Here is a 21,592-nt window from a genome sequence, read left to right on the forward strand (position 1 = left end):
TGAACCGGCTCAAAGTAGGTGTATTAACGAACAACAACGCCCTCACCCGTTAAGGTGATGGCAATCAAATAAGATTACGGGCTGATGTGTACGTCAGCTATTGCTGGTCCGATTCTGCCAGGTCATCTTGGTCCTGGCCCAGGAGCGATAATTCCAACAATGCGTATCGGTGCTCAACAAAGTTATGAACGTTGTTGGCAACCGCCAGTTTGAACAGTGCCGTGGCGCTGTCCAAATCCCCCAGACTTAGGTAGTACTTACCTAAATAGAAGTTGGTTTCACTGAGATGCTCAGCGAGCGAGGTGTTATCCGTTGCGTCCGCCTTGAGCCTTTCCATTAACGTTTGTTCGCTAATGTTGCCCAGGTAGAACTCGACAATGTTCCATCCCCACTGTTCCTTGTCCGATTTTTCGAAGTGCTGTTTCAACACTTCTTTAGCCTGCTTCTCATCGAGCTTCTGCTCAGCGAGATAAAGCCACAGACTACGGAAAGGATCATTGGGATCGTCTTGATAAAACGCCAGCAGATCATCTTGCGCTAACTTGTCACGACCGCCGTAATATAATGCGATCCCGCGATTCAAGTGCGCGTAGTTGTAAGTTGGATCAAGCTCAAGTACAGAATCAAACGCTTCATAGGCAGCATCAAAATTGCCTGCCTGCGTTAAATATATGCCTAAGTAATTGAATACTTCAGGCATATCCGGTCGGATTGCCAGCGCTTGCGAAAAATCGTTACGCGCTAATGCCCTCAGACCGAGACTATCATACAACACTCCGCGCTCATATAAAAGCTGCGCGCGTTCGTCATCGGTTAAAGCCCGACTGGCAAGGATCTGTTCCATACGTGCCAGAATCACTTCCTGCTGTAAAGTCGGTTGCAATGGTACTGCGAGGACTTCACTTTTACGCCAGGAAGTATTACTGCATCCTGCAAGCGTAAGTGCTGTCGCAACGAAACACCAGCGCAAAAAAGGCTTCATTTCCCACTCCCGAAGACCACGGTTGAATGAACGTCCTGTTCCCGGTTGCTAACAAGGCGTCCTGCCCGGTTAAAAGCCCCCCGTCAACGCGGAGGGCAAATGGCAACCTTACTCGCCCTGTTCAGCAGCCGGAGCTTCCGGTGCTACAGCAGGTTGAGACTGCTCAGTCGCTTCTTTAATGCTCAGACGGATACGGCCCTGGCGATCAACTTCCAGAACTTTTACCGGAACTTCCTGACCCATCTGCAGGTAATCAGTCACTTTCTCAACACGCTTGTCAGCGATTTGAGAGATGTGTACCAGACCTTCTTTACCGCCGCCGATGGCAACAAATGCGCCAAAGTCAACGATACGGGTTACTTTACCATTGTAGACGCGACCCACTTCGATTTCTGCAGTGATCTCTTCGATACGACGAATAGCGTGTTTTGCTTTCTCGCCGTCGGTCGCGGCGATCTTCACAGTACCGTCATCTTCGATTTCGATAGTGGTGCCGGTTTCTTCAGTCAGAGCACGGATTACAGAACCGCCTTTACCGATAACGTCTTTAATCTTGTCCGGGTTAATCTTAATGGTATGGATACGCGGAGCGAACTCAGAGATATCGCCACGCGGCGCGTTGATCGCCTGTTCCATTACGCCCAGGATGTGCAGACGCGCACCTTTAGCCTGGTTCAGCGCAACCTGCATGATCTCTTTGGTAATACCTTCAATTTTGATATCCATCTGCAGTGCAGAGATACCGCCACGGGAACCCGCAACTTTGAAGTCCATATCGCCCAGGTGGTCTTCGTCACCCAGAATGTCAGACAGTACAACGTAGTTGTCGCCTTCTTTCACCAGCCCCATTGCGATACCCGCAACAGCGGCTTTGATTGGCACACCTGCGTCCATCAGCGCCAGAGACGCACCGCACACAGAAGCCATAGAAGAAGAACCGTTGGATTCGGTGATTTCAGACACAACACGTACGGTGTACGGGAATTTGTCCATATCCGGCATTACTGCCAGCACGCCGCGCTTCGCCAGACGACCGTGACCAATTTCACGACGCTTCGGAGAACCGACCATGCCGGTTTCGCCTACGGAGTACGGAGGGAAGTTGTAGTGGAACAGGAAGGTGTCAGTACGTTCGCCCATCAGTTCATCAAGAACCTGTGCGTCACGTGCAGTACCCAGTGTTGCGGTAACCAGCGCCTGAGTTTCACCACGGGTAAACAGCGCAGAACCGTGAGTACGCGGCAGCACGCCTGTGCGCACATCCAGACCACGGATCATATCTTTTTCACGACCGTCGATACGCGGTTCGCCTGCCAGTACGCGGCTACGAACAACGTTTTTCTCGATAGCGTGCAGAATTTCACCCAGTTCGTTTTCGTCCAGGGTTTCGTCTTCAGCAAGCAGCGTAGCGATGGTTTCAGATTTGATGACATCAACCTGTGCATAACGCTCTTGTTTGTCGGTGATGCGGTAAGCATCGCTCAGACGAGCTTCAGCCAGTGCAGCAACGCGCGCGTTCAGCGCTTCGTTTACCGGCTCCGGCTGCCAGTCCCAACGCGGTTTACCGGCTTCTTTCACCAGTTCATTGATGTTCTGAATAACAACCTGCTGCTGTTCATGACCGAACACCACTGCGCCCAACATGACGTCTTCGCTCAGCAGTTCTGCTTCAGATTCAACCATCAGCACAGCGGCTTCAGTACCGGCAACAACCAGATCCAGTTTGCTCTCTTTCAGCTCATCCTGAGTTGGGTTCAGTACATACTGGTCATTGATGTAACCCACGCGAGCAGCACCAATCGGACCATTGAACGGGATACCAGACAGAGACAGTGCTGCGGAAGCACCAATCATCGCAACGATATCCGGGTTAACCTGCGGGTTAACAGAAACCACGGTGGCGATAACCTGAACTTCGTTGACGAAGCCTTCCGGGAACAGCGGGCGAATCGGGCGGTCAATCAGACGCGCGATCAGGGTTTCGCCTTCGCTTGGACGGCCTTCACGACGGAAGAAGCTACCCGGGATACGACCAGCAGCGTAGGTACGCTCCTGATAGTTAACGGTCAGAGGGAAGAAGTCCTGACCTGGTTTGGCTTTTTTCTGGCCAACAACGGTAACGAATACCGCGGTGTCATCCATGCTAACCATAACTGCGGCAGTGGCTTGACGCGCCATCATGCCAGTTTCCAGTGTAACGGTATGTTGGCCGTACTGGAATTTACGAACGATCGGATTAAGCAATGTAATATCCTTTCTCTTTCTTAGACAGCACCTTAACGGCACTGGTGTTAATACCCGATCTTCTGCGCATCCTCGCGACTAATGACAACCCTAACCCAGCCTGATGTGGGTAAAGCCTCTCATTAGCCGCGCGAACCTCTGCAACGGAAGATCATTCATAGCAACAATACATTAGTTTCCAGTGAATTGCTGCCATCAGCTTGAAAAAAGGGGCCACTCAGGCCCCCTTTTCTGAAACTCGCAAGAATTAGCGACGCAGACCCAGGCGCTCGATGAGCTGGGTGTAACGTGCTACGTCTTTACGTTTCAGGTAGTCGAGCAGTTTACGACGCTGAGAAACCATGCGCAGCAGACCACGACGGCTGTGGTGATCTTTTTTGTGCTCTGCAAAGTGGCCCTGCAGGTGGTTAATCTGTGCAGTCAGCAGTGCTACCTGAACTTCGGTAGAACCGGTGTCGTTTGCACCACGACCAAACTCAGAAACGATTTTAGCTGTTGCTTCAGTACTTAGAGACATTTTAAAACTCCAAAGTATATAGAATGAAAGGACGCCGATCTCTAATTCAGCGATCCCAGTGTACGTTACGTAAAGTGTTAAACAATTTACGCGACGTTAAGCGGCAGTATTCTACTCGTAGCGACCTGTTATCGCAAGATGGATAGCATTACGCCGGGTATTCAACCACCAGGCGACGAGGCGCAACGCGGCCTTCATCGTCAATTTCGCCCATACCGATAAACTTACCGTTTTCACCTTCTGTAACACGAACCAGTCCTTCCAGTGGCGCACCGGATGTACGAACCGGGTTACCATTTTTGAAGTAAACAGAAGACGTTAGCGGAAGATTCACCACCGGGTAGTCCGAAGCTGGACTGTCCATTGGCATCAGTAATGGATCAAGTAATTGTGCCGCCGAAATACCCTGCTGTTCGGCTTGCTCGACAAGTTCACGCAGATGTTCCAGAGTCACCATTCGTTCAACCGGATATTTGCTTACAGCCAGACGGCGCAGATAAATCACATGTGCGCCACAGCCAAGTTTTTCACCCAGGTCATCAATGATGGTGCGGATATAGGTGCCTTTTGAGCAATGAATTTCCAGCTCCAGTTCATTGCCTTCGTGACGAATAAACAGCAACTCATAAACGGTAATCGGTCGTGCTTCACGAGGCACTTCAATGCCCTGACGCGCGTACTCGTACAGTTTTTTACCCTGATATTTCAGCGCAGAATACATCGAAGGGATTTGTTCAATATCGCCACGGAATGAATCGAGTGCCGCCGCCAGTTGCTCTGCACTAAAGGTTACCGGGCGCTCCTCAACGATTTGTCCGTCTGCGTCAGAAGTATCAGTACGCTGTCCAAGACGCGCAATCACCCGATAACGTTTATCAGAGTCCAGCAGGTACTGGGAAAACTTCGTCGCTTCCCCGAGACAAATCGGCAACATGCCGGTCGCCAGCGGGTCCAGCGCGCCGGTATGTCCAGCACGATTGGCGTTATAAATGCGTTTCACTTTTTGCAGCGCATCGTTGCTGGACATACCCTGCGGTTTATCCAGCAACAAAACGCCGTTAATGTCGCGGCCGCGACGACGAGGACGACTCATTAGTCCTCCTTGCTGTCGTCCGGATTAACACGACGTTCTTCGTCATGCTTAACCACACTGGTCACCAGGTTTGACATACGCATCCCTTCAACCAGTGAGTTGTCGTAGAAGAAGGTCAGTTCCGGCACGATACGCAGGCGCATCGCTTTACCAAGCAGGCTGCGGATAAAGCCGGAGGCTTCCTGCAACGCTTTGATGCCCGCTTTTACCGCATCTTCATCTTTGTCGTTGAGGAAAGTTACATACACTTTGGCATAGGCCAGGTCACGAGACATCTCGACACCGGAAACGGTGGTCATCATGCCCAGACGAGGATCTTTAATTTCGCGTTGCAGGATGAGAGCGATCTCTTTTTGCATTTCCTGCGCTACGCGCTGCGGGCGACCAAATTCTTTCGCCATAATAAATTCTCCTGACAAAAAAGGGGCCATAAGCCCCTTTTTAAAATTAATTTCAGGTGGAAGGGCTGTTCACGTAGGCCTGATAAGACGCACGAGCGTCGCGTCAGGCAACGGCTGCCGGATGCGGCGCAAACGCCTTATCCGGCCTACACCCAATCAACCTTAGGCAATCGTACGCTGAATCTCGATGATTTCGAACACTTCGATCACATCGCCAGTGCGCACGTCGTTGTAGTTCTTAACGCCGATACCACACTCCATACCGTTACGGACTTCGTTAACGTCATCTTTGAAGCGGCGCAGGGACTCCAGCTCGCCTTCGTAGATAACCACGTTGTCGCGCAGAACGCGGATCGGGTTGTGACGTTTAACCACACCTTCGGTAACCATACAACCTGCGATGGCACCAAATTTCGGTGATTTGAACACATCGCGAACTTCCGCCAGACCGATGATCTGTTGTTTCAGTTCCGGAGAGAGCATACCGCTCATCGCCGCTTTCACTTCATCGATCAGGTTATAGATGACGGAGTAGTAACGCAGATCCAGGCTTTCAGCCTCAATCACTTTACGCGCAGAGGCATCAGCACGGACGTTGAAGCCAACCAGAATCGCGTTGGATGCAGCCGCCAGGGTCGCGTCGGTTTCGGTGATACCACCTACACCAGAACCGATGATCTTCACTTTTACTTCGTCAGTAGACAGTTTCAGCAAGGAGTCGGAAATCGCTTCTACAGAACCCTGTACGTCAGCCTTCAGAACGATGTTCACTTCATGAACTTCGCCTTCAGTCATGTTGGCGAACATGTTCTCCAGTTTAGATTTCTGCTGACGCGCCAGTTTAACTTCACGGAATTTACCCTGACGATACAGTGCAACTTCACGTGCTTTCTTCTCGTCACGTACAACGGTAACTTCATCACCCGCTGCCGGAACACCGGACAAGCCGAGGATTTCCACCGGAATGGACGGACCTGCTTCCAGTACTTCCTGACCCAGTTCGTTACGCATTGCACGAACACGACCGTATTCGAAGCCACACAGAACGATGTCACCCTTGTGCAGAGTACCTTCACGTACCAGTACAGTTGCAACCGGACCACGACCTTTATCGAGGAAAGATTCGATGACCGCACCGCTCGCCATCCCGTTACGTACGGCTTTCAGTTCCAGGACTTCGGCCTGCAGCAGGATCGCATCCAGCAGTTCGTCGATACCCGTACCCGCTTTTGCAGATACGTGTACGAACTGGCTTTCACCGCCCCACTCTTCCGGCAGGATGCCGTACTGAGACAGTTCGTTTTTAACGCGATCCGGATCGGCTTCTGGCTTATCGATTTTGTTCACTGCAACCACCACAGGCACACCTGCCGCTTTCGCGTGCTGGATTGCTTCGATGGTCTGCGGCATTACGCCGTCATCTGCAGCAACAACCAGAACTACGATGTCAGTTGCCTGCGCACCACGTGCACGCATTGAAGTAAACGCGGCGTGCCCCGGGGTGTCCAGGAAGGTGATCATGCCGTTTTCAGTTTCAACGTGGTATGCACCGATGTGCTGGGTAATGCCACCCGCTTCACCAGAAGCCACTTTCGTTGAACGAATATAGTCCAGCAGAGAAGTTTTACCGTGGTCAACGTGTCCCATGATGGTCACAACCGGTGCACGCGGTTCAGCCGCAGCACCTGTATCACGGTCACTCATTACCGCTTCTTCCAGTTCGTTTTCACGACGCAGGATAACTTTGTGGCCCATCTCTTCGGCAACTAACTGTGCGGTTTCCTGGTCAATGACCTGGTTGATGGTTGCCATTGCACCCAGCTTCATCATCGCTTTGATGACCTGAGAGCCTTTAACCGCCATCTTGTTAGCCAGTTCGCCAACAGTGATGGTTTCACCAATCACGACGTCACGGTTAACAGCCTGAGCTGGTTTCTGGAAGCTCTGCTGCAGCGAAGAACCTTTACGTTTTCCGCCTTTACCACCACGTACTGCTGCGCGCGCTTCTTCGCGATCAGCTTTAGATTCAGAATGTTTATTGCCTTTCTTCGGACGTGCTGCTTTCGCGTTACGGCCACGGCCACGACCGCCTTCGACTTCACGATCGCTTTCGTCTTCTGCCTGGCGAGCATGTTGAGAGGTGGTAACGTGATAATCACTGGAATCTTCAGTCGGTTCCGCGTTATCAGTCCATTTGTTTTCTTCCGCCATACGACGTGCTTCTTCAGCAACGCGACGTGCTTCTTCTTCGAGTTTACGACGTGCTTCTTCTTCAGCTTTGCGCTTAAGCTCTGCAGCTTCCTGCTCACGGCGGGCTTTTTCAGCCTGGGCGGTTTTAGTCATATCGTCTTGTTGATTGCTCACTTTGTCTTTTTCCGCAGCTTCACGTTTTGCTTGTTCAGCGGTTTCACGTTTCGCTTGTTCTGCGGCCTCACGTTCAGCTTTTTGTTGCGCCTCGCGTTTGGCCGATTCTTCTGCCTCACGACGGGCTTGCTCTTCCGCTTCACGCTGCGCTTGCTCTTCCGCTGCAAGGCGTTCAGCCTCTTGCGGATCGCGTTTCACAAAGGTGCGTTTCTTGCGGACTTCGATTTGTACCGATTTACTTTTTCCACCGGTACCAGGAATGTTAAGGGTGCTACGTGTTTTACGTTGCAGCGTTAATTTGTCCGGCCCTGAATTTTTCTGATTCAGGTGGTCAATTAAAGCCTGTTTCTCTTGTGCGGTCACAGAGTCGTCAGCAGACTTCCGGATACCTGCATCAGCAAATTGCTGTACCAGGCGTTCCACGGAGGTCTGTCGCTCTGCGGCCAGCGTTTTAATCGTCACATCTGTCATGCTGTTCCTTCCTGCTACAGTTTATTACGCTTCGTCACCGAACCAGCAAATATTACGGGCAGCCATAATCAGTGCTCCGGCTTTTTCGTCGGTCAACCCTTCGATATCAGCCAGATCATCAATGCCCTGTTCGGCGAGATCTTCCAGCGTACAAACGCCACGGGCGGCCAGTTTGAATGCTAAATCACGATCCATCCCTTCAAGATTCAGCAGATCGTCAGCCGGTTTGTTATCACCGAGGCTTTCTTCCTGGGCCTGTGCAATGGTGGCCAGTGCATTTTTAGCACGCTCGCGCAGTGCTTCAACAGTCGGCTCATCAAGGCCTTCAATTTCCAGCAGCTCTTTCATCGGCACGTAGGCCAGTTCTTCCAGAGTCGAGAAGCCTTCTTCTACCAGGACAGTGGCGAAGTCTTCGTCAATGTCGAGATAACGGGTGAAGGTGTCGATCGCTGCGTGCGCTTCCGCCTGATGTTTAGCTTGCAGGTCGTCAACGGTCATTACGTTAAGTTCCCAACCACTCAACTGCGAAGCCAGACGCACGTTCTGACCATTACGCCCAATCGCCTGCGCCAGGTTACCGGCTTCAACAGCGATATCCATGGTGTGTTTATCTTCATCCACCACGATAGAAGCAACGTCTGCCGGTGCCATCGCGTTAATAACGAATTGCGCCGGATTATCATCCCACAGGACGATATCGATACGCTCGCCGCCAAGCTCAGTGGAAACAGCCTGAACACGTGCACCACGCATACCCACGCAAGCACCTACCGGATCGATACGTTTATCGTTGGTTTTCACCGCGATTTTCGCACGAGATCCCGGATCGCGAGCCGCTGCTTTAATTTCAATAACTTCTTCGCCAATTTCCGGCACTTCAATGCGGAACAGTTCGATCAGCATTTCTGGCTTGGAACGGGTAACGAAAAGTTGCGCACCACGCGCTTCCGGGCGAACAGAATAGAGCACGCCACGAACGCGGTCACCTGGGCGGAAGTTCTCACGCGGCAGCATATCTTCACGCAGGATCACAGCTTCAGCATTGTTGCCCAGATCCAGAGAGATATTATCGCGGTTTACTTTTTTCACCACGCCGGTGATGATTTCACCTTCGTGTTCACGGAACTGATCAACAACCATCGCACGTTCGGCTTCACGAACTTTCTGCACGATAACCTGCTTTGCCGTCTGGGTCGTAATACGGTCAAAGGTGACAGACTCAATCTGATCTTCAACGTAATCGCCCAGGTTCAGGCTTTCATCTTCATAACGCGCGGCTTCAAGGGTGATTTCTTTAGTTGGCTGAGTGACTTCATCAACAATCAGCCAACGACGGAAGGTGTCAAAATCACCGCTTTTGCGATCGATCTGTACGCGGACGTCGATCTCTTGTTCATATTTTTTCTTGGTTGCTGTAGCCAGCGCGCTTTCCAACGCTTCGAAAATTTTCTCGCGAGGCAGCGCCTTTTCATTGGAGACGGCTTCAACTACAGCCAAAATTTCTTTGTTCATCGCGGGGTTTTCACCTCATCCAGACTATTAAAAGTGGGGAACCAGGTTCGCCTTCTGGATATTACTCAGCGCGAACACTTCATCTTTACCTTCGACGGTAACTGTGATCATTTCACCGTCTACCGCTTTGATAACGCCCTGCCATTTACGACGGTTTTGTACCGCCATACGGAGTACCAGAGTGACCTCTTCTCCGACAAAACGGGCGTAGTGTTCAGCCGTGAACAGTGGGCGATCGAGACCCGGTGAGGAGACTTCCAGGTTATAAGCAACGGTGATGGGATCTTCAACATCCAACACAGCACTTACCTGGTGGCTCACATCAGCACAATCATCAACATTGATGCCATCTTCACTATCAATATAGATGCGCAGTGTGGATGTGCGACCGCGAATAAACTCGATGCCAACCAGTTCAAAACCCAGGGCCTCAACTGGCGCAGTAATCATCTCTGTTAATTTTTGCTCTAATGTGGACAAGCCCACCCCCAAGACATAAAAAAAGGGCCTAAAGCCCAGTTATTCTGTAGTCAGATAACAAAAAACCCCGATAAATCGGGGCTTTATATAACTGAACCCTATAACCGCAAATGCGGTCTGGAGCACTTTCCAGAAGGATTTTTTCAAATCCCACTACGAAGGCCGAAGTCTTCACAGTATATTTGAAAAAGAACTCTAAGGGAAAGTGGTTGCGGGGGCCGGATTTGAACCGACGACCTTCGGGTTATGAGCCCGACGAGCTACCAGGCTGCTCCACCCCGCGCCTGAAACGTGGCAAATTCTACTTGTTTTGAGTAAAAAATGCAAATACTGCTGGGATTTGGTGTACCGAGACGGGACGTAAAATCTGCGGCCATTATAGTGATCCACGCCACATTTTGTCAACATTTATTGCTAATCATGTGAATGGATATCCAGTTCACTTTCATTTGTTGAATACTTTCATCCTCTCCTTACCTCTCTTAAGCGCATTATTTTACAAAAAACACACTAAACTCTTCCTGTCTCAGATAAAAGATGATTAAATGAAAACTCATTTATTTTGCATAAAAATTCAGTTAGAGCAGAAATACAGGCTCATCATTAGTTAATCAAGCAGGGTGTTATTTTATGACGACGATTCTCAAGCATCTCCCGGTAGGTCAACGTATTGGTATCGCTTTTTCTGGCGGTCTGGACACCAGTGCCGCACTGCTGTGGATGCGACAAAAGGGAGCTGTCCCTTATGCATATACTGCAAATTTGGGCCAGCCAGACGAAGAGGATTATGATGCGATCCCTCGTCGAGCCATGGAATACGGCGCGGAGAACGCTCGTCTGATCGACTGCCGCAAACAACTGGTGGCTGAAGGTATTGCCGCTATTCAGTGTGGTGCTTTCCATAACACCACCGGCGGTCTGACCTATTTTAACACCACGCCACTGGGCCGCGCCGTAACCGGCACCATGCTGGTTGCTGCGATGAAAGAAGATGGCGTTAACATCTGGGGTGATGGCAGCACCTATAAAGGAAACGATATCGAACGTTTCTATCGTTACGGCCTGCTTACCAACGCCGAATTGCAGATTTACAAACCGTGGCTTGATACTGACTTTATTGATGAGTTAGGCGGTCGTCATGAAATGTCTGAATTTATGATTGCCTGCGGTTTCGACTACAAAATGTCGGTTGAAAAAGCCTACTCCACAGACTCCAACATGCTCGGCGCGACGCACGAAGCGAAAGATCTGGAATACCTCAACTCCAGCGTCAAAATCGTCAACCCGATTATGGGTGTGAAATTCTGGGACGAGAGCGTGAAGATCCCGGCAGAAGAAGTCACGGTACGTTTTGAGCTGGGGCATCCGGTAGCGCTAAACGGTAAAACCTTTAGCGACGATGTAGAAATGATGCTTGAAGCCAACCGCATTGGTGGCCGTCACGGCCTGGGCATGAGCGACCAGATCGAAAACCGTATCATCGAAGCGAAAAGCCGTGGTATCTACGAAGCTCCGGGGATGGCTCTGCTGCATATCGCTTATGAACGTCTGCTGACCGGTATTCACAACGAAGACACCATTGAGCAATATCACGCGCATGGTCGCCAGTTGGGACGTCTGCTGTATCAGGGGCGTTGGTTCGACTCCCAGGCGCTGATGCTACGAGACTCCCTGCAACGCTGGGTTGCCAGCCAGATTACAGGTGAAGTTACCCTGGAACTGCGTCGCGGTAACGACTACTCCATCCTCAATACTGTCTCTGACAACCTGACTTATAAGCCAGAGCGTCTGACAATGGAAAAAGGTGACTCAGTGTTCTCACCAGACGATCGTATTGGTCAACTGACCATGCGTAACCTGGATATCACTGACACCCGCGAGAAACTTTTCGGTTATGCCAAAACTGGCCTGCTCTCCTCTTCTGCCGCTTCGGGCGTGCCGCAGGTTGAGAATCTGGAAAACAAAGGTCAGTAATTTCAGAGAGTTCGTGCTAAAGGCCGCCATTGCGGCCTTTTTTTACGGCTAAGAGAATGTGGCCACGCTTGGGATTCACATGTCCGGTTTCGGAGTTAAAGTAAAATTCAAATTAAATAAAGTAAATATCAGTCCATTCTATTTTTACTTTATTCTTTCATGCTCAGTAAAAGGAATGACCAATGAATGGTGAATATTTTGTACGCCTCGCAGTACATACTCTGAAATGTACCCAAAAAGATTTAGCAAACCAGTTAGGTGTTTCCTCAACACAAATTAGCAAGTGGAAAAAAGGGGAACATATGTCTACTGACATGGAAAAAAATTCAGAGATATTACACAAATAGGGCATTACTCTCCTCAACTAGTTGAATGGGCGGGCTCAGTCGAGAATGCTGAGAAATGGGATCGACTTATCCATTTTCTTGCTCAACAAGCTATGGAAGACTCTGAAACGGGTTATATAACACGACCTCTTACTGACGAAGATGGCTTTTTGGTTGAAGAAACAATAGATGTGTTGAACCGCATAGGTTTTCCTTCACCTCTTTCCTTTCCCAAAGAACTTAATATTGACGGCAAAAATGCTGATCATAAAGAGGCTTTTTGGGAGGTCATAGAGAGCAACGCTCATTGTTCCGTAATCAATGATATTTACCATGCTCTGAATGACGTTTATGGATTCTACATAGCATATGTTGATGAGTTAGTTCAGGATGATGATTTAGATGTCTATTCCAACGAAGCCATCAATATTCAGAGTTCATTGATATCACTTGCCGCATGCAAAATTGAAATTGATACTCCTATTGCGTCAAACATTAAACAGTTTCGTTATAAAGTTCAAAAAGACTACGAAAATTGGTTGAATCAACTCAAGATGATGGCATTCAGGGCGGGAATCCCGTTAAGAGCCGAACTTCTGGATATGGTTTATAACACTGCTGACCAACTTAGCGTTGCAGCAGAAGCCGAAAGTTTCGATTTCAATAAATCTCGCATTCATCCTGATATATACATGAACGAGATCCTTACTGGTATGAGAATAATTCACCAGGTGCTTCCGTTAATAATGCAAAAGTTAGAAATTACAGATTTCAAACTGGATGAAACAGACTTACGGGTGGGGAAATAACTATCAGAATGTTTAACTTATAAAAACGAAAAAAGACGCTTTTCAGCGTCTTTCTTTCGGAATATTGGTACTGAGGATGGGACTCGAACCCACAAGCCCGTTAGGGCACTACCACCTCAAGGTAGCGTGTCTACCAATTCCACCACCTCAGCACAGATACTACTCTTAGTTCGGAATATCGCTGGTCGGCTTAGCCGGAGCAGCAGGCTGAGTCTGTTCGGTTTTCGCCGGAGCACTCAGATTTTCCCATTCGCTACCTTTATTGGTTTTATTACTGTTGATGTTACCCAACACCAGACTGATGATGAAGAACAACGTTGCCAGCACAGCCGTCATACGGGTCATGAAGTTACCAGAACCACTTGAACCAAACAGCGTAGCGGAAGCGCCTGCTCCGAAGGAGGCTCCCATATCAGCGCCTTTACCTTGCTGCAGCATGATCAGACCAACAAGGCCAATTGCTACAATAAGGAAAACTACTAAAAGAGCTTCGTACATAATCAACCTGTTCCTTGCGGAGTTGCCGCGTACCAATGCTTCAACCAATAAAGCGGGATAATTTAATCTTTCCCACTGAAGCGGGTGTGAATACTAACCAAAGCGAATGACCTTCGCAAGGGCAATTTTATTGCATTGTATCAACTGCGGAAAAAAACAGCAAAACCGATGTACATAAGTAGAACAAAGGCGACAATCGCCGCCTTTTTAGCCAGTTAGCAATCGCATTAAACCGCTTTTACCGCATCAGCGATACGGTGGGCAAATTCAGTCACCTGTGCTTCGTCTTCACCTTCGACCATCACGCGAATCAACGGCTCGGTGCCAGATTTACGCAGCAGCACGCGTCCACGGCTACCCAGCGCCGCTTCAACTTCCGCTGTCACGGCTTTAACTGATTCATGCTCAAGCGGATCGCCGCTGCCTGCGGTATAACGCACGTTAACCAGAATCTGCGGGAACATTTTCATGCCACTGCAAAGGTCGTGCAGACTCATGTGGTTGCGCGCCATCGCCGCCAGTACCTGCAAACCGGCAACGATTCCGTCACCGGTGGTGGTTTTATCCAGCAGAATCACATGACCGGAGTTCTCCGCGCCGATGCGCCAGCCTTTCTCCTGCATTTTTTCCAGTACATAGCGGTCGCCCACTTTTGCGCGAGCAAATGGAATACCTAGCTGTTTCAGCGCCAATTCCAGCCCCATATTGCTCATTAATGTGCCCACTACGCCACCACGCAACTGCCCCTGACGAAGACCTTCACGCGCGATGATATACATGATCTGATCGCCATCGACTTTATTGCCTTCATGGTCAACCATGATGACGCGGTCGCCGTCGCCGTCAAAGGCAATGCCGAGATCCGCTTTTTCAGCCAGTACACGCGCCTGTAATGCACGAACATCAGTTGCCCCCACTTCGGCATTGATGTTTACACCATTCGGCTCACAACCGATGGCGATTACGTTCGCTCCCAGCTCGCGCAGTACATTTGGAGCGATGTGATAGGTTGCACCATTTGCGCAATCCACCACAATCTTCAGTTCACTGAGGCTAAGTTCGTTCGGGAACGTGGCTTTGCAAAATTCGATATAGCGACCCGCAGCATCAACAATACGGCTGGCTTTACCCAGTTCTGCCGAATCAACGCAGCTAATCTCTTTTTCCATTTCAGCTTCGATGGCTTCTTCGACTGCATCTGGCAGTTTAGTGCCGTCGATGGAAAAGAATTTAATACCATTATCGTAGAACGGGTTATGCGATGCAGAAATCACAATCCCGGCCTCTGCACGAAAGGTGCGTGTCAGATAAGCCACCGCCGGTGTTGGCATCGGGCCGGTGAAGAGCGCGGAAAGGCCCGCTGCCGCCAGGCCGGCTTCCAGCGCCGACTCCAACATATAGCCAGAAATACGGGTATCTTTGCCGATAATGATCTTACGGGAGCCGTGCCGCGCCAGTACTTTACCCGCAGCCCAGCCCAGTTTAAGCACAAAATCAGGTGTGATCGGCGCATCCCCAACACGACCACGAATCCCATCGGTCCCGAAATATTTACGATTACTCATAGCGTTTATTTTCCTTTGCAGACAGAGTGGCTTCCACCACCCGCATCGCTTCTACGGTTTCTTTGACGTCATGAACACGAATAATGTGCGCGCCCTGCATTGCGGCAATTACCGCACAAGCCAGACTGCCGCTCAGACGCTCAGACGGCCCAACATTCAGTAGCTGTCCAATCATCGATTTTCGTGACATACCCACCAACAGCGGCAGATTGAAATGATGAAATTCAGCCAGACGCGCCAGTAATGAATAGTTATGGGAGAGATTTTTACCGAAACCGAATCCGGGGTCGAGCAACAATTTCTCTTTTGCGATACCCGCCTGTTCACAACGTGCTATTTGCTCAATAAAGTAGCGATTCACTTCAGCAAAGACATCATCATATTTCGGTGCTTCCTGCATGGTCTTTGGATTTCCCTGCATATGCATCAGACATACGGGTAAACCGGTTTCCGCAGCCGCTTCCAGAGCACCTGGCTCGGAAAGGGATCGGATATCGTTAATGATGTGAGCGCCCACTCTTGCCGATTCCCGGATGACTTCCGGTTTAGAAGTATCGACCGAGATCCAAACTTCGAATCGTTGCGCAATTGCCTCAACCACCGGAATAACACGCTGCAACTCTTCTTCAACACTCACTTCCGCTGCCCCTGGACGCGTGGACTCTCCACCAACGTCAATGATCGTCGCGCCAGCGTTGATCATCAGGTTCGCATGTTTCACTGCATCAGTCAGTGAGTTATGCGTACCGCCATCAGAGAAAGAATCTGGCGTAACGTTGAGGATCCCCATTACGTGAGGATGGCTAAGATCCAGTGAAGAGCCCTGGGCAAAGAGTTTCATGGTGTTATCCCTGGTATAAATTGATAAGAAAAAACCCCGGAGCACGCCCCGGGGTTTTCGGTACAAATACAGTCATCTGATGCGGGAACTTACTTGTCGCCTAACTGCTCTGACATGGTATTACCCGGATTTGGCGTGCGTGGTTCATCAACCGGACGCGGTGCCTTTGGAGTGCCATTATTGTCAGAATTGTTAGATGCTCCCGACTCTTCCCAACCTGCAGGCGGACGTACATCGCGACGCGCCATCAGGTCATCAATCTGCGGTGCGTCGATGGTCTCATATTTCATGAGTGCATCTTTCATCGCATGCAGGATATCCAGGTTGTCGTTCAACAACTGACGCGCACGATTGTAGTTACGTTCAATCAGTGACTTCACTTCCTGGTCGATGATACGCGCAGTTTCATCGGACATATGTTTAGCTTTGGCCACGCTACGACCGAGGAAAACTTCACCTTCTTCTTCCGCATACAGTAGCGGACCGAGTTTCTCAGAGAAGCCCCACTGGGTCACCATGTTACGCGCCAGGTTGGTCGCAACTTTAATGTCGTTGGACGCCCCGGTAGAAACATGTTCCGGTCCGTAGATGATCTCTTCTGCCAGACGACCGCCGTACAGGGTACTGATCTGGCTTTCCAGTTTCTGACGGCTGGCACTGATAGCATCGCCTTCAGGCAGGAAGAAGGTCACACCCAACGCACGACCGCGCGGGATAATCGTTACTTTGTGTACCGGATCGTGTTCCGGCACCAGGCGACCGATAATCGCATGGCCTGCTTCGTGATACGCGGTGGACTCTTTCTGCGCTTCCGTCATCACCATGGAGCGACGTTCCGCGCCCATCATGATTTTGTCTTTCGCTTTCTCGAACTCAACCATCGAAACAACACGTTTATTGCCACGTGCAGCGAACAGTGCTGCTTCGTTCACCAGGTTAGCCAGATCTGCGCCAGAGAAGCCCGGTGTACCACGGGCGATAATTGCCGCATCAACATCTGGTGCCAGCGGTACGCGACGCATGTGAACTTTCAGGATCTGCTCACGACCACGAACATCTGGCAAACCAACCACAACCTGACGGTCGAAACGACCAGGACGCAGCAGCGCCGGGTCGAGAACGTCCGGGCGGTTAGTCGCAGCGATCACGATGATACCTTCGTTACCTTCGAAGCCGTCCATCTCAACCAGCATCTGGTTAAGTGTCTGTTCACGTTCATCGTGACCACCACCCAGACCCGCGCCACGCTGGCGGCCTACGGCATCGATTTCATCAATAAAGATGATACACGGAGCCGCTTTCTTCGCCTGTTCGAACATGTCACGTACACGAGATGCACCAACACCAACGAACATTTCAACGAAGTCAGAACCAGAAATGGTAAAGAACGGAACTTTCGCTTCGCCTGCAATGGCTTTCGCCAGCAACGTTTTACCAGTACCCGGAGGACCAACCATCAAAACCCCTTTCGGGATCTTACCGCCCAGTTTCTGGAAGCGGCTCGGCTCACGCAGATACTCAACCAGCTCAGCAACTTCTTCTTTTGCTTCGTCGCAACCAGCAACGTCAGCAAAGGTCGTTTTGATCTGATCTTCCGTCAACATACGTGCTTTGCTCTTACCGAACGACATAGCACCTTTGCCACCGCCGCCCTGCATTTGACGCATGAAGAAGATCCAGACACCAATCAGCAACAGCATCGGGAACCAGGAGATGAAGATAGAAGCCAGCAGGCTTGGCTCTTCAGGCGGTTCACCGACAACCTTGACGTTCTTGGTCAACAGGTTATCCAGTAGTTTTGGATCCTGAACCGGAATGTAAGTGGTATAACGGTTACTATCTTTCTTGGTAACGTTGATTTCACGTCCGTTGATACGCGCTTCACGAACCTGGTCGTTATTGACCTCTTGTAGGAAGGTAGAGTAATCCACCTTACGGCCATTAGACTCGCTGGGCCCAAAGCTCTGGAATACTGACATCAGCACAACGGCAATGACCAGCCAGAGTATTAGGTTTTTCGCCATGTCACTCAAGGGATTAACCTCTTATTACAACTGTGTTAAAAACAGCGTCAGGATACTCTATATCCAGCATCTTTCAAACTTTCGTCTGAAATCTCCCGGTTAGGGTTTACGCCCGGTCGCTACAATATACACTTCCCGCGAACGTGCACGAGAAGAGTCCGGCTTACGAACTTTAACCTTCGTAAACAGGGAGCGAATTTCCCTTAGATACTCATCGAAACCTTCGCCCTGGAACACCTTCACTACAAAACTGCCACCCGGCGCTAACACATCACGACACATTTCTAGCGCCAGTTCCACCAGATACATGGCACGGGGGATATCCACCGCCGGTGTTCCGCTCATGTTTGGTGCCATATCTGACATGACAACCTGGACTTTGCTGTCGCCTACACGCTCCAGCAGAGCCTTCATGACCAGTTCATCACGAAAATCGCCCTGAAGAAAGTCCACACCAACGATAGGATCCATAGGTAAAAGATCGCAAGCGATGATACGGCCTTTGCCGCCAATTTGGGTGACTACATATTGTGACCAACCACCCGGCGCGGCGCCAAGGTCGACTACCGTCATTCCCGGTTTAAAGAGTTTGTCACTTTGCTGTATTTCATCAAGTTTAAACCAGGCACGGGAACGTAACCCCTTTTTCTGTGCCTGTTGAACATATTTATCGCTAAAGTGTTCCTGAAGCCAGCGGCTGGAACTGGCAGAACGCTTCTTACCTGTCATTTAACTTTCCCATTGGGATAACTCATCGTAACCAATTGCGTAAATTTTTACGCGCCTATTTGGTGATATATGGGAGATGGCGGTAGAATGACCCGTTTTCAATCCCAACGTAAGCAAAAAAATACGATGAATCTGAGTACTAAACAAAAACAGCACCTGAAAGGTCTGGCACATCCGCTCAAGCCAGTTGTTCTGCTTGGCAGTAATGGTTTGACCGAAGGGGTGCTGGCCGAGATTGAACAAGCGCTAGAGCACCATGAACTCATCAAGGTGAAAATCGCAACAGAAGATCGCGAAACTAAAACCTTGATCGTGGAAGCTATCGTGCGCGAAACCGGCGCCTGTAATGTACAGGTCATCGGTAAAACGCTGGTGCTTTATCGCCCAACTAAAGAACGTAAAATCTCGCTGCCACGCTAAGATTATCCTAAAGTTACACACATTTTCTGTGTAAAACGAGGGATTTTCCGCAGGCAGGAGAGCAAAATGCCACGCTCTGTTCGTTGATAAAAGGCCGCATAGCGGCCTTTTTCCTTTCTTTACAATACATCAACATTTTGAGTATTGGGTAATTCTTACAGGTATTCCACCTTAATTACTTCAAATTCTACTTCGCCGCCCGGCGTTTTGATGACCACAACATCATCTTCTTCTTTGCCGATCAAGCCACGAGCGATAGGCGAGTTTACAGAAATCAGGTTTTGTTTAAAGTCAGCTTCGTCATCACCTACGATGCGATAAGTCTGCTCTTCATCAGAATCCAGATTCAACACCGTTACGGTAGCACCAAAAATAACGCGACCATTGTTCGGCATTTTGGTGACATCGATTACCTGAGCGTTCGACAGCTTGGCTTCGATATCTTTAATACGGCCTTCGCAGAAGCCCTGCTGCTCACGAGCTGCGTGGTATTCGGCGTTCTCTTTCAGATCGCCATGTTCACGCGCTTCAGCAATAGCAGCAATGATTTCAGGACGGCGCACAGATTTCAGAAAATCCAGCTCTTCGCGTAATTTTTCAGCGCCGCGTAAGGTCATCGGAATAGCTTGCATTTGTTATACCTCTTGAATATTCCTGATGGGGCGAGTCTCCACCCACCCCGGCTGTTCGGTCAGCCCGGCATAACTCCTCACCAGGGCCAGAAGCAAAAAAATACCGACCCGGAAACAGGTCCCAGGTCAGCTACAATTCACATTTTGATGGTCATTTTACCCTGAAGTTCCCGAAGGGTCATCGTTTACTTTATAGGGTGTTGCGCCGTAGTATGACGGCTCGATTCCAGGTTGTTAGCGCGAGATTATGCGATTTTCCAGATTTATCATCGGATTGACCAGCGGTATAGCGTTCAGTGTTCAGGCCGCGAATGTTGATGAGTACATTACTCAACTCCCCGCAGGTGCCAACCTTGCCCTGATGGTGCAAAAAGTCGGCGCGTCTGCCCCCACTATTGATTACCACAGTCAGCAGATGGCGCTACCCGCCAGTACGCAAAAAGTCATCACTGCGCTGGCGGCATTGATTCAACTCGGCCCCGACTTTCGTTTTACCACCACGTTGGAAACCAAAGGTAATGTGGAAAACGGTGTGCTTAAAGGTGACTTAGTGGCGCGATTTGGTGCCGATCCGACGCTAAAACGTCAGGATATTCGCAATATGGTAACAACCCTGAAAAAATCTGGCATCACGCAAATCAATGGCAACGTGCTTATAGATACCTCCATTTTTGCCAGTCACGATAAGGCTCCCGGCTGGCCTTGGAACGACATGACACAATGCTTTAGCGCTCCGCCAGCCGCCGCTATCGTTGACCGCAATTGCTTCTCTGTCTCGCTCTACAGCGCACAAAAGCCCGGTGATATGGCTTTTATTCGCGTGGCATCTTATTACCCCGTTACGATGTTCAGTCAGGTACGCACCCTCCCCCGTGGTTCTGCCGAAGCGCAATATTGCGAGCTGGATGTCGTGCCTGGTGACCTTAACCGCTTTACGCTAACTGGATGCCTGCCACAACGTTCTGAGCCTCTTCCATTGGCCTTTGCCGTACAGGATGGTGCCAGCTATGCTGGGGCGATTCTGAAAGATGAGCTTAAACAGGCAGGCATCACCTATACCGGCACACTGCTGCGCCAGACACAGGTTAATGAGCCGGGAACGGTGGTCGCCAGCAAACAGTCGGCCCCTTTGCATGATCTGCTTAAGATTATGCTGAAAAAATCGGACAACATGATCGCAGATACCGTCTTTCGAATGATTGGTCATGCGCGCTTTAATGTGCCTGGTACATGGCGAGCCGGCTCCGATGCCGTGCGCCAGATCCTGCGTCAGCAAGCCGGTGTCGATATTGGCAACACCATTATTGCCGATGGTTCAGGGCTTTCACGACATAACCTGATTGCGCCAGCCACCATGATGCAAGTGCTACAATACATTGCCCAGCATGATAACGAGCTTAACTTTATCTCCATGCTGCCGCTGGCAGGCTATGACGGCTCGTTACAGTACCGTGCCGGTCTGCATCAGGCGGGGGTAGATGGCAAAGTTTCGGCAAAAACAGGATCGTTACAAGGCGTGTATAACCTGGCGGGATTCATTACCACGGCAAGTGGGCAACGGATGGCATTTGTACAATATCTTTCTGGCTATGCGGTAGAACCGGCGGATCAACGTAATCGCCGCATTCCGTTGGTGCGCTTTGAAAGCCGCTTGTACAAAGATATTTATCAGAACAATTAGTTAAAAAGAAACCCCGGCGCAGTGCCGGG

The 21,592-nt window shown here is 50.1% G+C and carries 17 protein-coding genes, 2 tRNA genes and 1 pseudogene; 4 read left to right on the plus strand and 16 right to left on the minus strand.

The window, feature by feature from the left end:
* Window positions 1–97 precede the first annotated feature (97 nt).
* The 9 genes from nlpI to A1SC_RS08920 all read right to left on the minus strand — a co-directional run bounded on the left by nlpI (window position 98) and on the right by A1SC_RS08920 (window position 10,347).
* Window positions 98–982: a lipoprotein NlpI gene (gene nlpI, locus A1SC_RS08960; protein ID WP_000802080.1), complete on the minus strand. Its 885-nt coding sequence runs from the start codon at window positions 980–982 to the stop codon at window positions 98–100.
* Between the two features lie 108 nt (window positions 983–1,090).
* Window positions 1,091–3,226: a polyribonucleotide nucleotidyltransferase gene (pnp, locus tag A1SC_RS08955; RefSeq protein ID WP_016262587.1), complete on the minus strand. Its 2,136-nt coding sequence runs from the start codon at window positions 3,224–3,226 to the stop codon at window positions 1,091–1,093.
* 247 nt (window positions 3,227–3,473) lie between these two features.
* Window positions 3,474–3,743: a 30S ribosomal protein S15 gene (rpsO, locus tag A1SC_RS08950; protein ID WP_000059469.1), complete on the minus strand. Its 270-nt coding sequence runs from the start codon at window positions 3,741–3,743 to the stop codon at window positions 3,474–3,476.
* 148 nt (window positions 3,744–3,891) lie between these two features.
* Window positions 3,892–4,836: a tRNA pseudouridine(55) synthase TruB gene (gene truB, locus A1SC_RS08945; RefSeq protein ID WP_000089692.1), complete on the minus strand. Its 945-nt coding sequence runs from the start codon at window positions 4,834–4,836 to the stop codon at window positions 3,892–3,894.
* Window positions 4,836–5,237 (minus strand): 30S ribosome-binding factor RbfA, encoded by a 402-nt coding sequence (gene rbfA / locus A1SC_RS08940; protein WP_001040205.1) that lies wholly within the window; start codon window positions 5,235–5,237, stop codon window positions 4,836–4,838. The genes truB and rbfA overlap by 1 nt, the downstream gene beginning before the upstream one ends.
* A gap of 162 nt (window positions 5,238–5,399) precedes the next feature.
* Window positions 5,400–8,072, minus strand: a complete 2,673-nt coding sequence (gene infB, locus A1SC_RS08935) for a translation initiation factor IF-2 (protein WP_000133058.1) — start codon at window positions 8,070–8,072, stop codon at window positions 5,400–5,402.
* A 24-nt stretch (window positions 8,073–8,096) separates the two neighbouring features.
* Window positions 8,097–9,584 (minus strand): transcription termination factor NusA, encoded by a 1,488-nt coding sequence (nusA, locus tag A1SC_RS08930; protein WP_001031045.1) that lies wholly within the window; start codon window positions 9,582–9,584, stop codon window positions 8,097–8,099.
* A 27-nt stretch (window positions 9,585–9,611) separates the two neighbouring features.
* Complete coding sequence (gene rimP, locus A1SC_RS08925; protein ID WP_001300397.1) at window positions 9,612–10,064, minus strand: ribosome maturation factor RimP; 453 nt, start codon at window positions 10,062–10,064, stop codon at window positions 9,612–9,614.
* Between the two features lie 206 nt (window positions 10,065–10,270).
* Window positions 10,271–10,347: transfer RNA gene (locus A1SC_RS08920), tRNA-Met, on the minus strand.
* 347 nt (window positions 10,348–10,694) lie between these two features.
* On the opposite strand from A1SC_RS08920, the gene argG reads away from it, so the two are divergent.
* Together argG and A1SC_RS0122130 are read left to right on the plus strand one after the other, a co-directional pair.
* Entirely contained in the window at window positions 10,695–12,038 is a 1,344-nt protein-coding gene (gene argG / locus A1SC_RS08915) for an argininosuccinate synthase (protein ID WP_001517161.1), read from the plus strand.
* A 182-nt stretch (window positions 12,039–12,220) separates the two neighbouring features.
* Window positions 12,221–13,173 (plus strand): annotated as a pseudogene (locus A1SC_RS0122130) (helix-turn-helix domain-containing protein).
* Window positions 13,174–13,238: 65 nt separating this feature from the next.
* On the opposite strand, the gene A1SC_RS08910 reads toward A1SC_RS0122130, so the two are convergent.
* The 6 genes from A1SC_RS08910 to rlmE all read right to left on the minus strand — a co-directional run bounded on the left by A1SC_RS08910 (window position 13,239) and on the right by rlmE (window position 18,830).
* Window positions 13,239–13,325: transfer RNA gene (locus A1SC_RS08910), tRNA-Leu, on the minus strand.
* A gap of 13 nt (window positions 13,326–13,338) precedes the next feature.
* Window positions 13,339–13,671, minus strand: a complete 333-nt coding sequence (gene secG / locus A1SC_RS08905; protein ID WP_001517162.1) for a preprotein translocase subunit SecG — start codon at window positions 13,669–13,671, stop codon at window positions 13,339–13,341.
* A gap of 227 nt (window positions 13,672–13,898) precedes the next feature.
* Window positions 13,899–15,236, minus strand: a complete 1,338-nt coding sequence (gene glmM, locus A1SC_RS08900; RefSeq protein ID WP_000071146.1) for a phosphoglucosamine mutase — start codon at window positions 15,234–15,236, stop codon at window positions 13,899–13,901.
* On the minus strand, window positions 15,229–16,077 hold the full coding sequence (gene folP / locus A1SC_RS08895) for a dihydropteroate synthase (RefSeq protein ID WP_000764718.1): 849 nt from the start codon (window positions 16,075–16,077) through the stop codon (window positions 15,229–15,231). The genes glmM and folP overlap by 8 nt, the downstream gene beginning before the upstream one ends.
* An 89-nt stretch (window positions 16,078–16,166) precedes the next feature.
* Entirely contained in the window at window positions 16,167–18,101 is a 1,935-nt protein-coding gene (gene ftsH / locus A1SC_RS08890; RefSeq protein WP_001107478.1) for an ATP-dependent zinc metalloprotease FtsH, read from the minus strand.
* A 99-nt stretch (window positions 18,102–18,200) separates the two neighbouring features.
* Window positions 18,201–18,830, minus strand: coding sequence for a 23S rRNA (uridine(2552)-2'-O)-methyltransferase RlmE (gene rlmE, locus A1SC_RS08885; RefSeq protein ID WP_000145975.1), 630 nt, complete (start codon window positions 18,828–18,830; stop codon window positions 18,201–18,203).
* A gap of 126 nt (window positions 18,831–18,956) precedes the next feature.
* On the opposite strand from rlmE, the gene yhbY reads away from it, so the two are divergent.
* The gene (gene yhbY / locus A1SC_RS08880) at window positions 18,957–19,250 is read left to right on the plus strand and encodes a ribosome assembly RNA-binding protein YhbY (protein WP_001054420.1); all 294 of its coding nucleotides are present in this window, start codon (window positions 18,957–18,959) and stop codon (window positions 19,248–19,250) included.
* A gap of 155 nt (window positions 19,251–19,405) precedes the next feature.
* Here yhbY and greA read toward each other — a convergent pair whose 3' ends face one another.
* The gene (greA, locus tag A1SC_RS08875; protein ID WP_001148001.1) at window positions 19,406–19,882 is read right to left on the minus strand and encodes a transcription elongation factor GreA; all 477 of its coding nucleotides are present in this window, start codon (window positions 19,880–19,882) and stop codon (window positions 19,406–19,408) included.
* A 247-nt stretch (window positions 19,883–20,129) separates the two neighbouring features.
* On the opposite strand from greA, the gene dacB reads away from it, so the two are divergent.
* A complete protein-coding gene (dacB, locus tag A1SC_RS08870) occupies window positions 20,130–21,563 on the plus strand; it encodes a serine-type D-Ala-D-Ala carboxypeptidase (RefSeq protein ID WP_001212669.1) in 1,434 nt (477 codons plus the stop codon).
* Window positions 21,564–21,592 lie beyond the last annotated feature (29 nt).

Source organism: Escherichia sp. KTE52, from assembly GCF_000408325.1.
Classification (GTDB): domain Bacteria; phylum Pseudomonadota; class Gammaproteobacteria; order Enterobacterales; family Enterobacteriaceae; genus Escherichia; species Escherichia marmotae.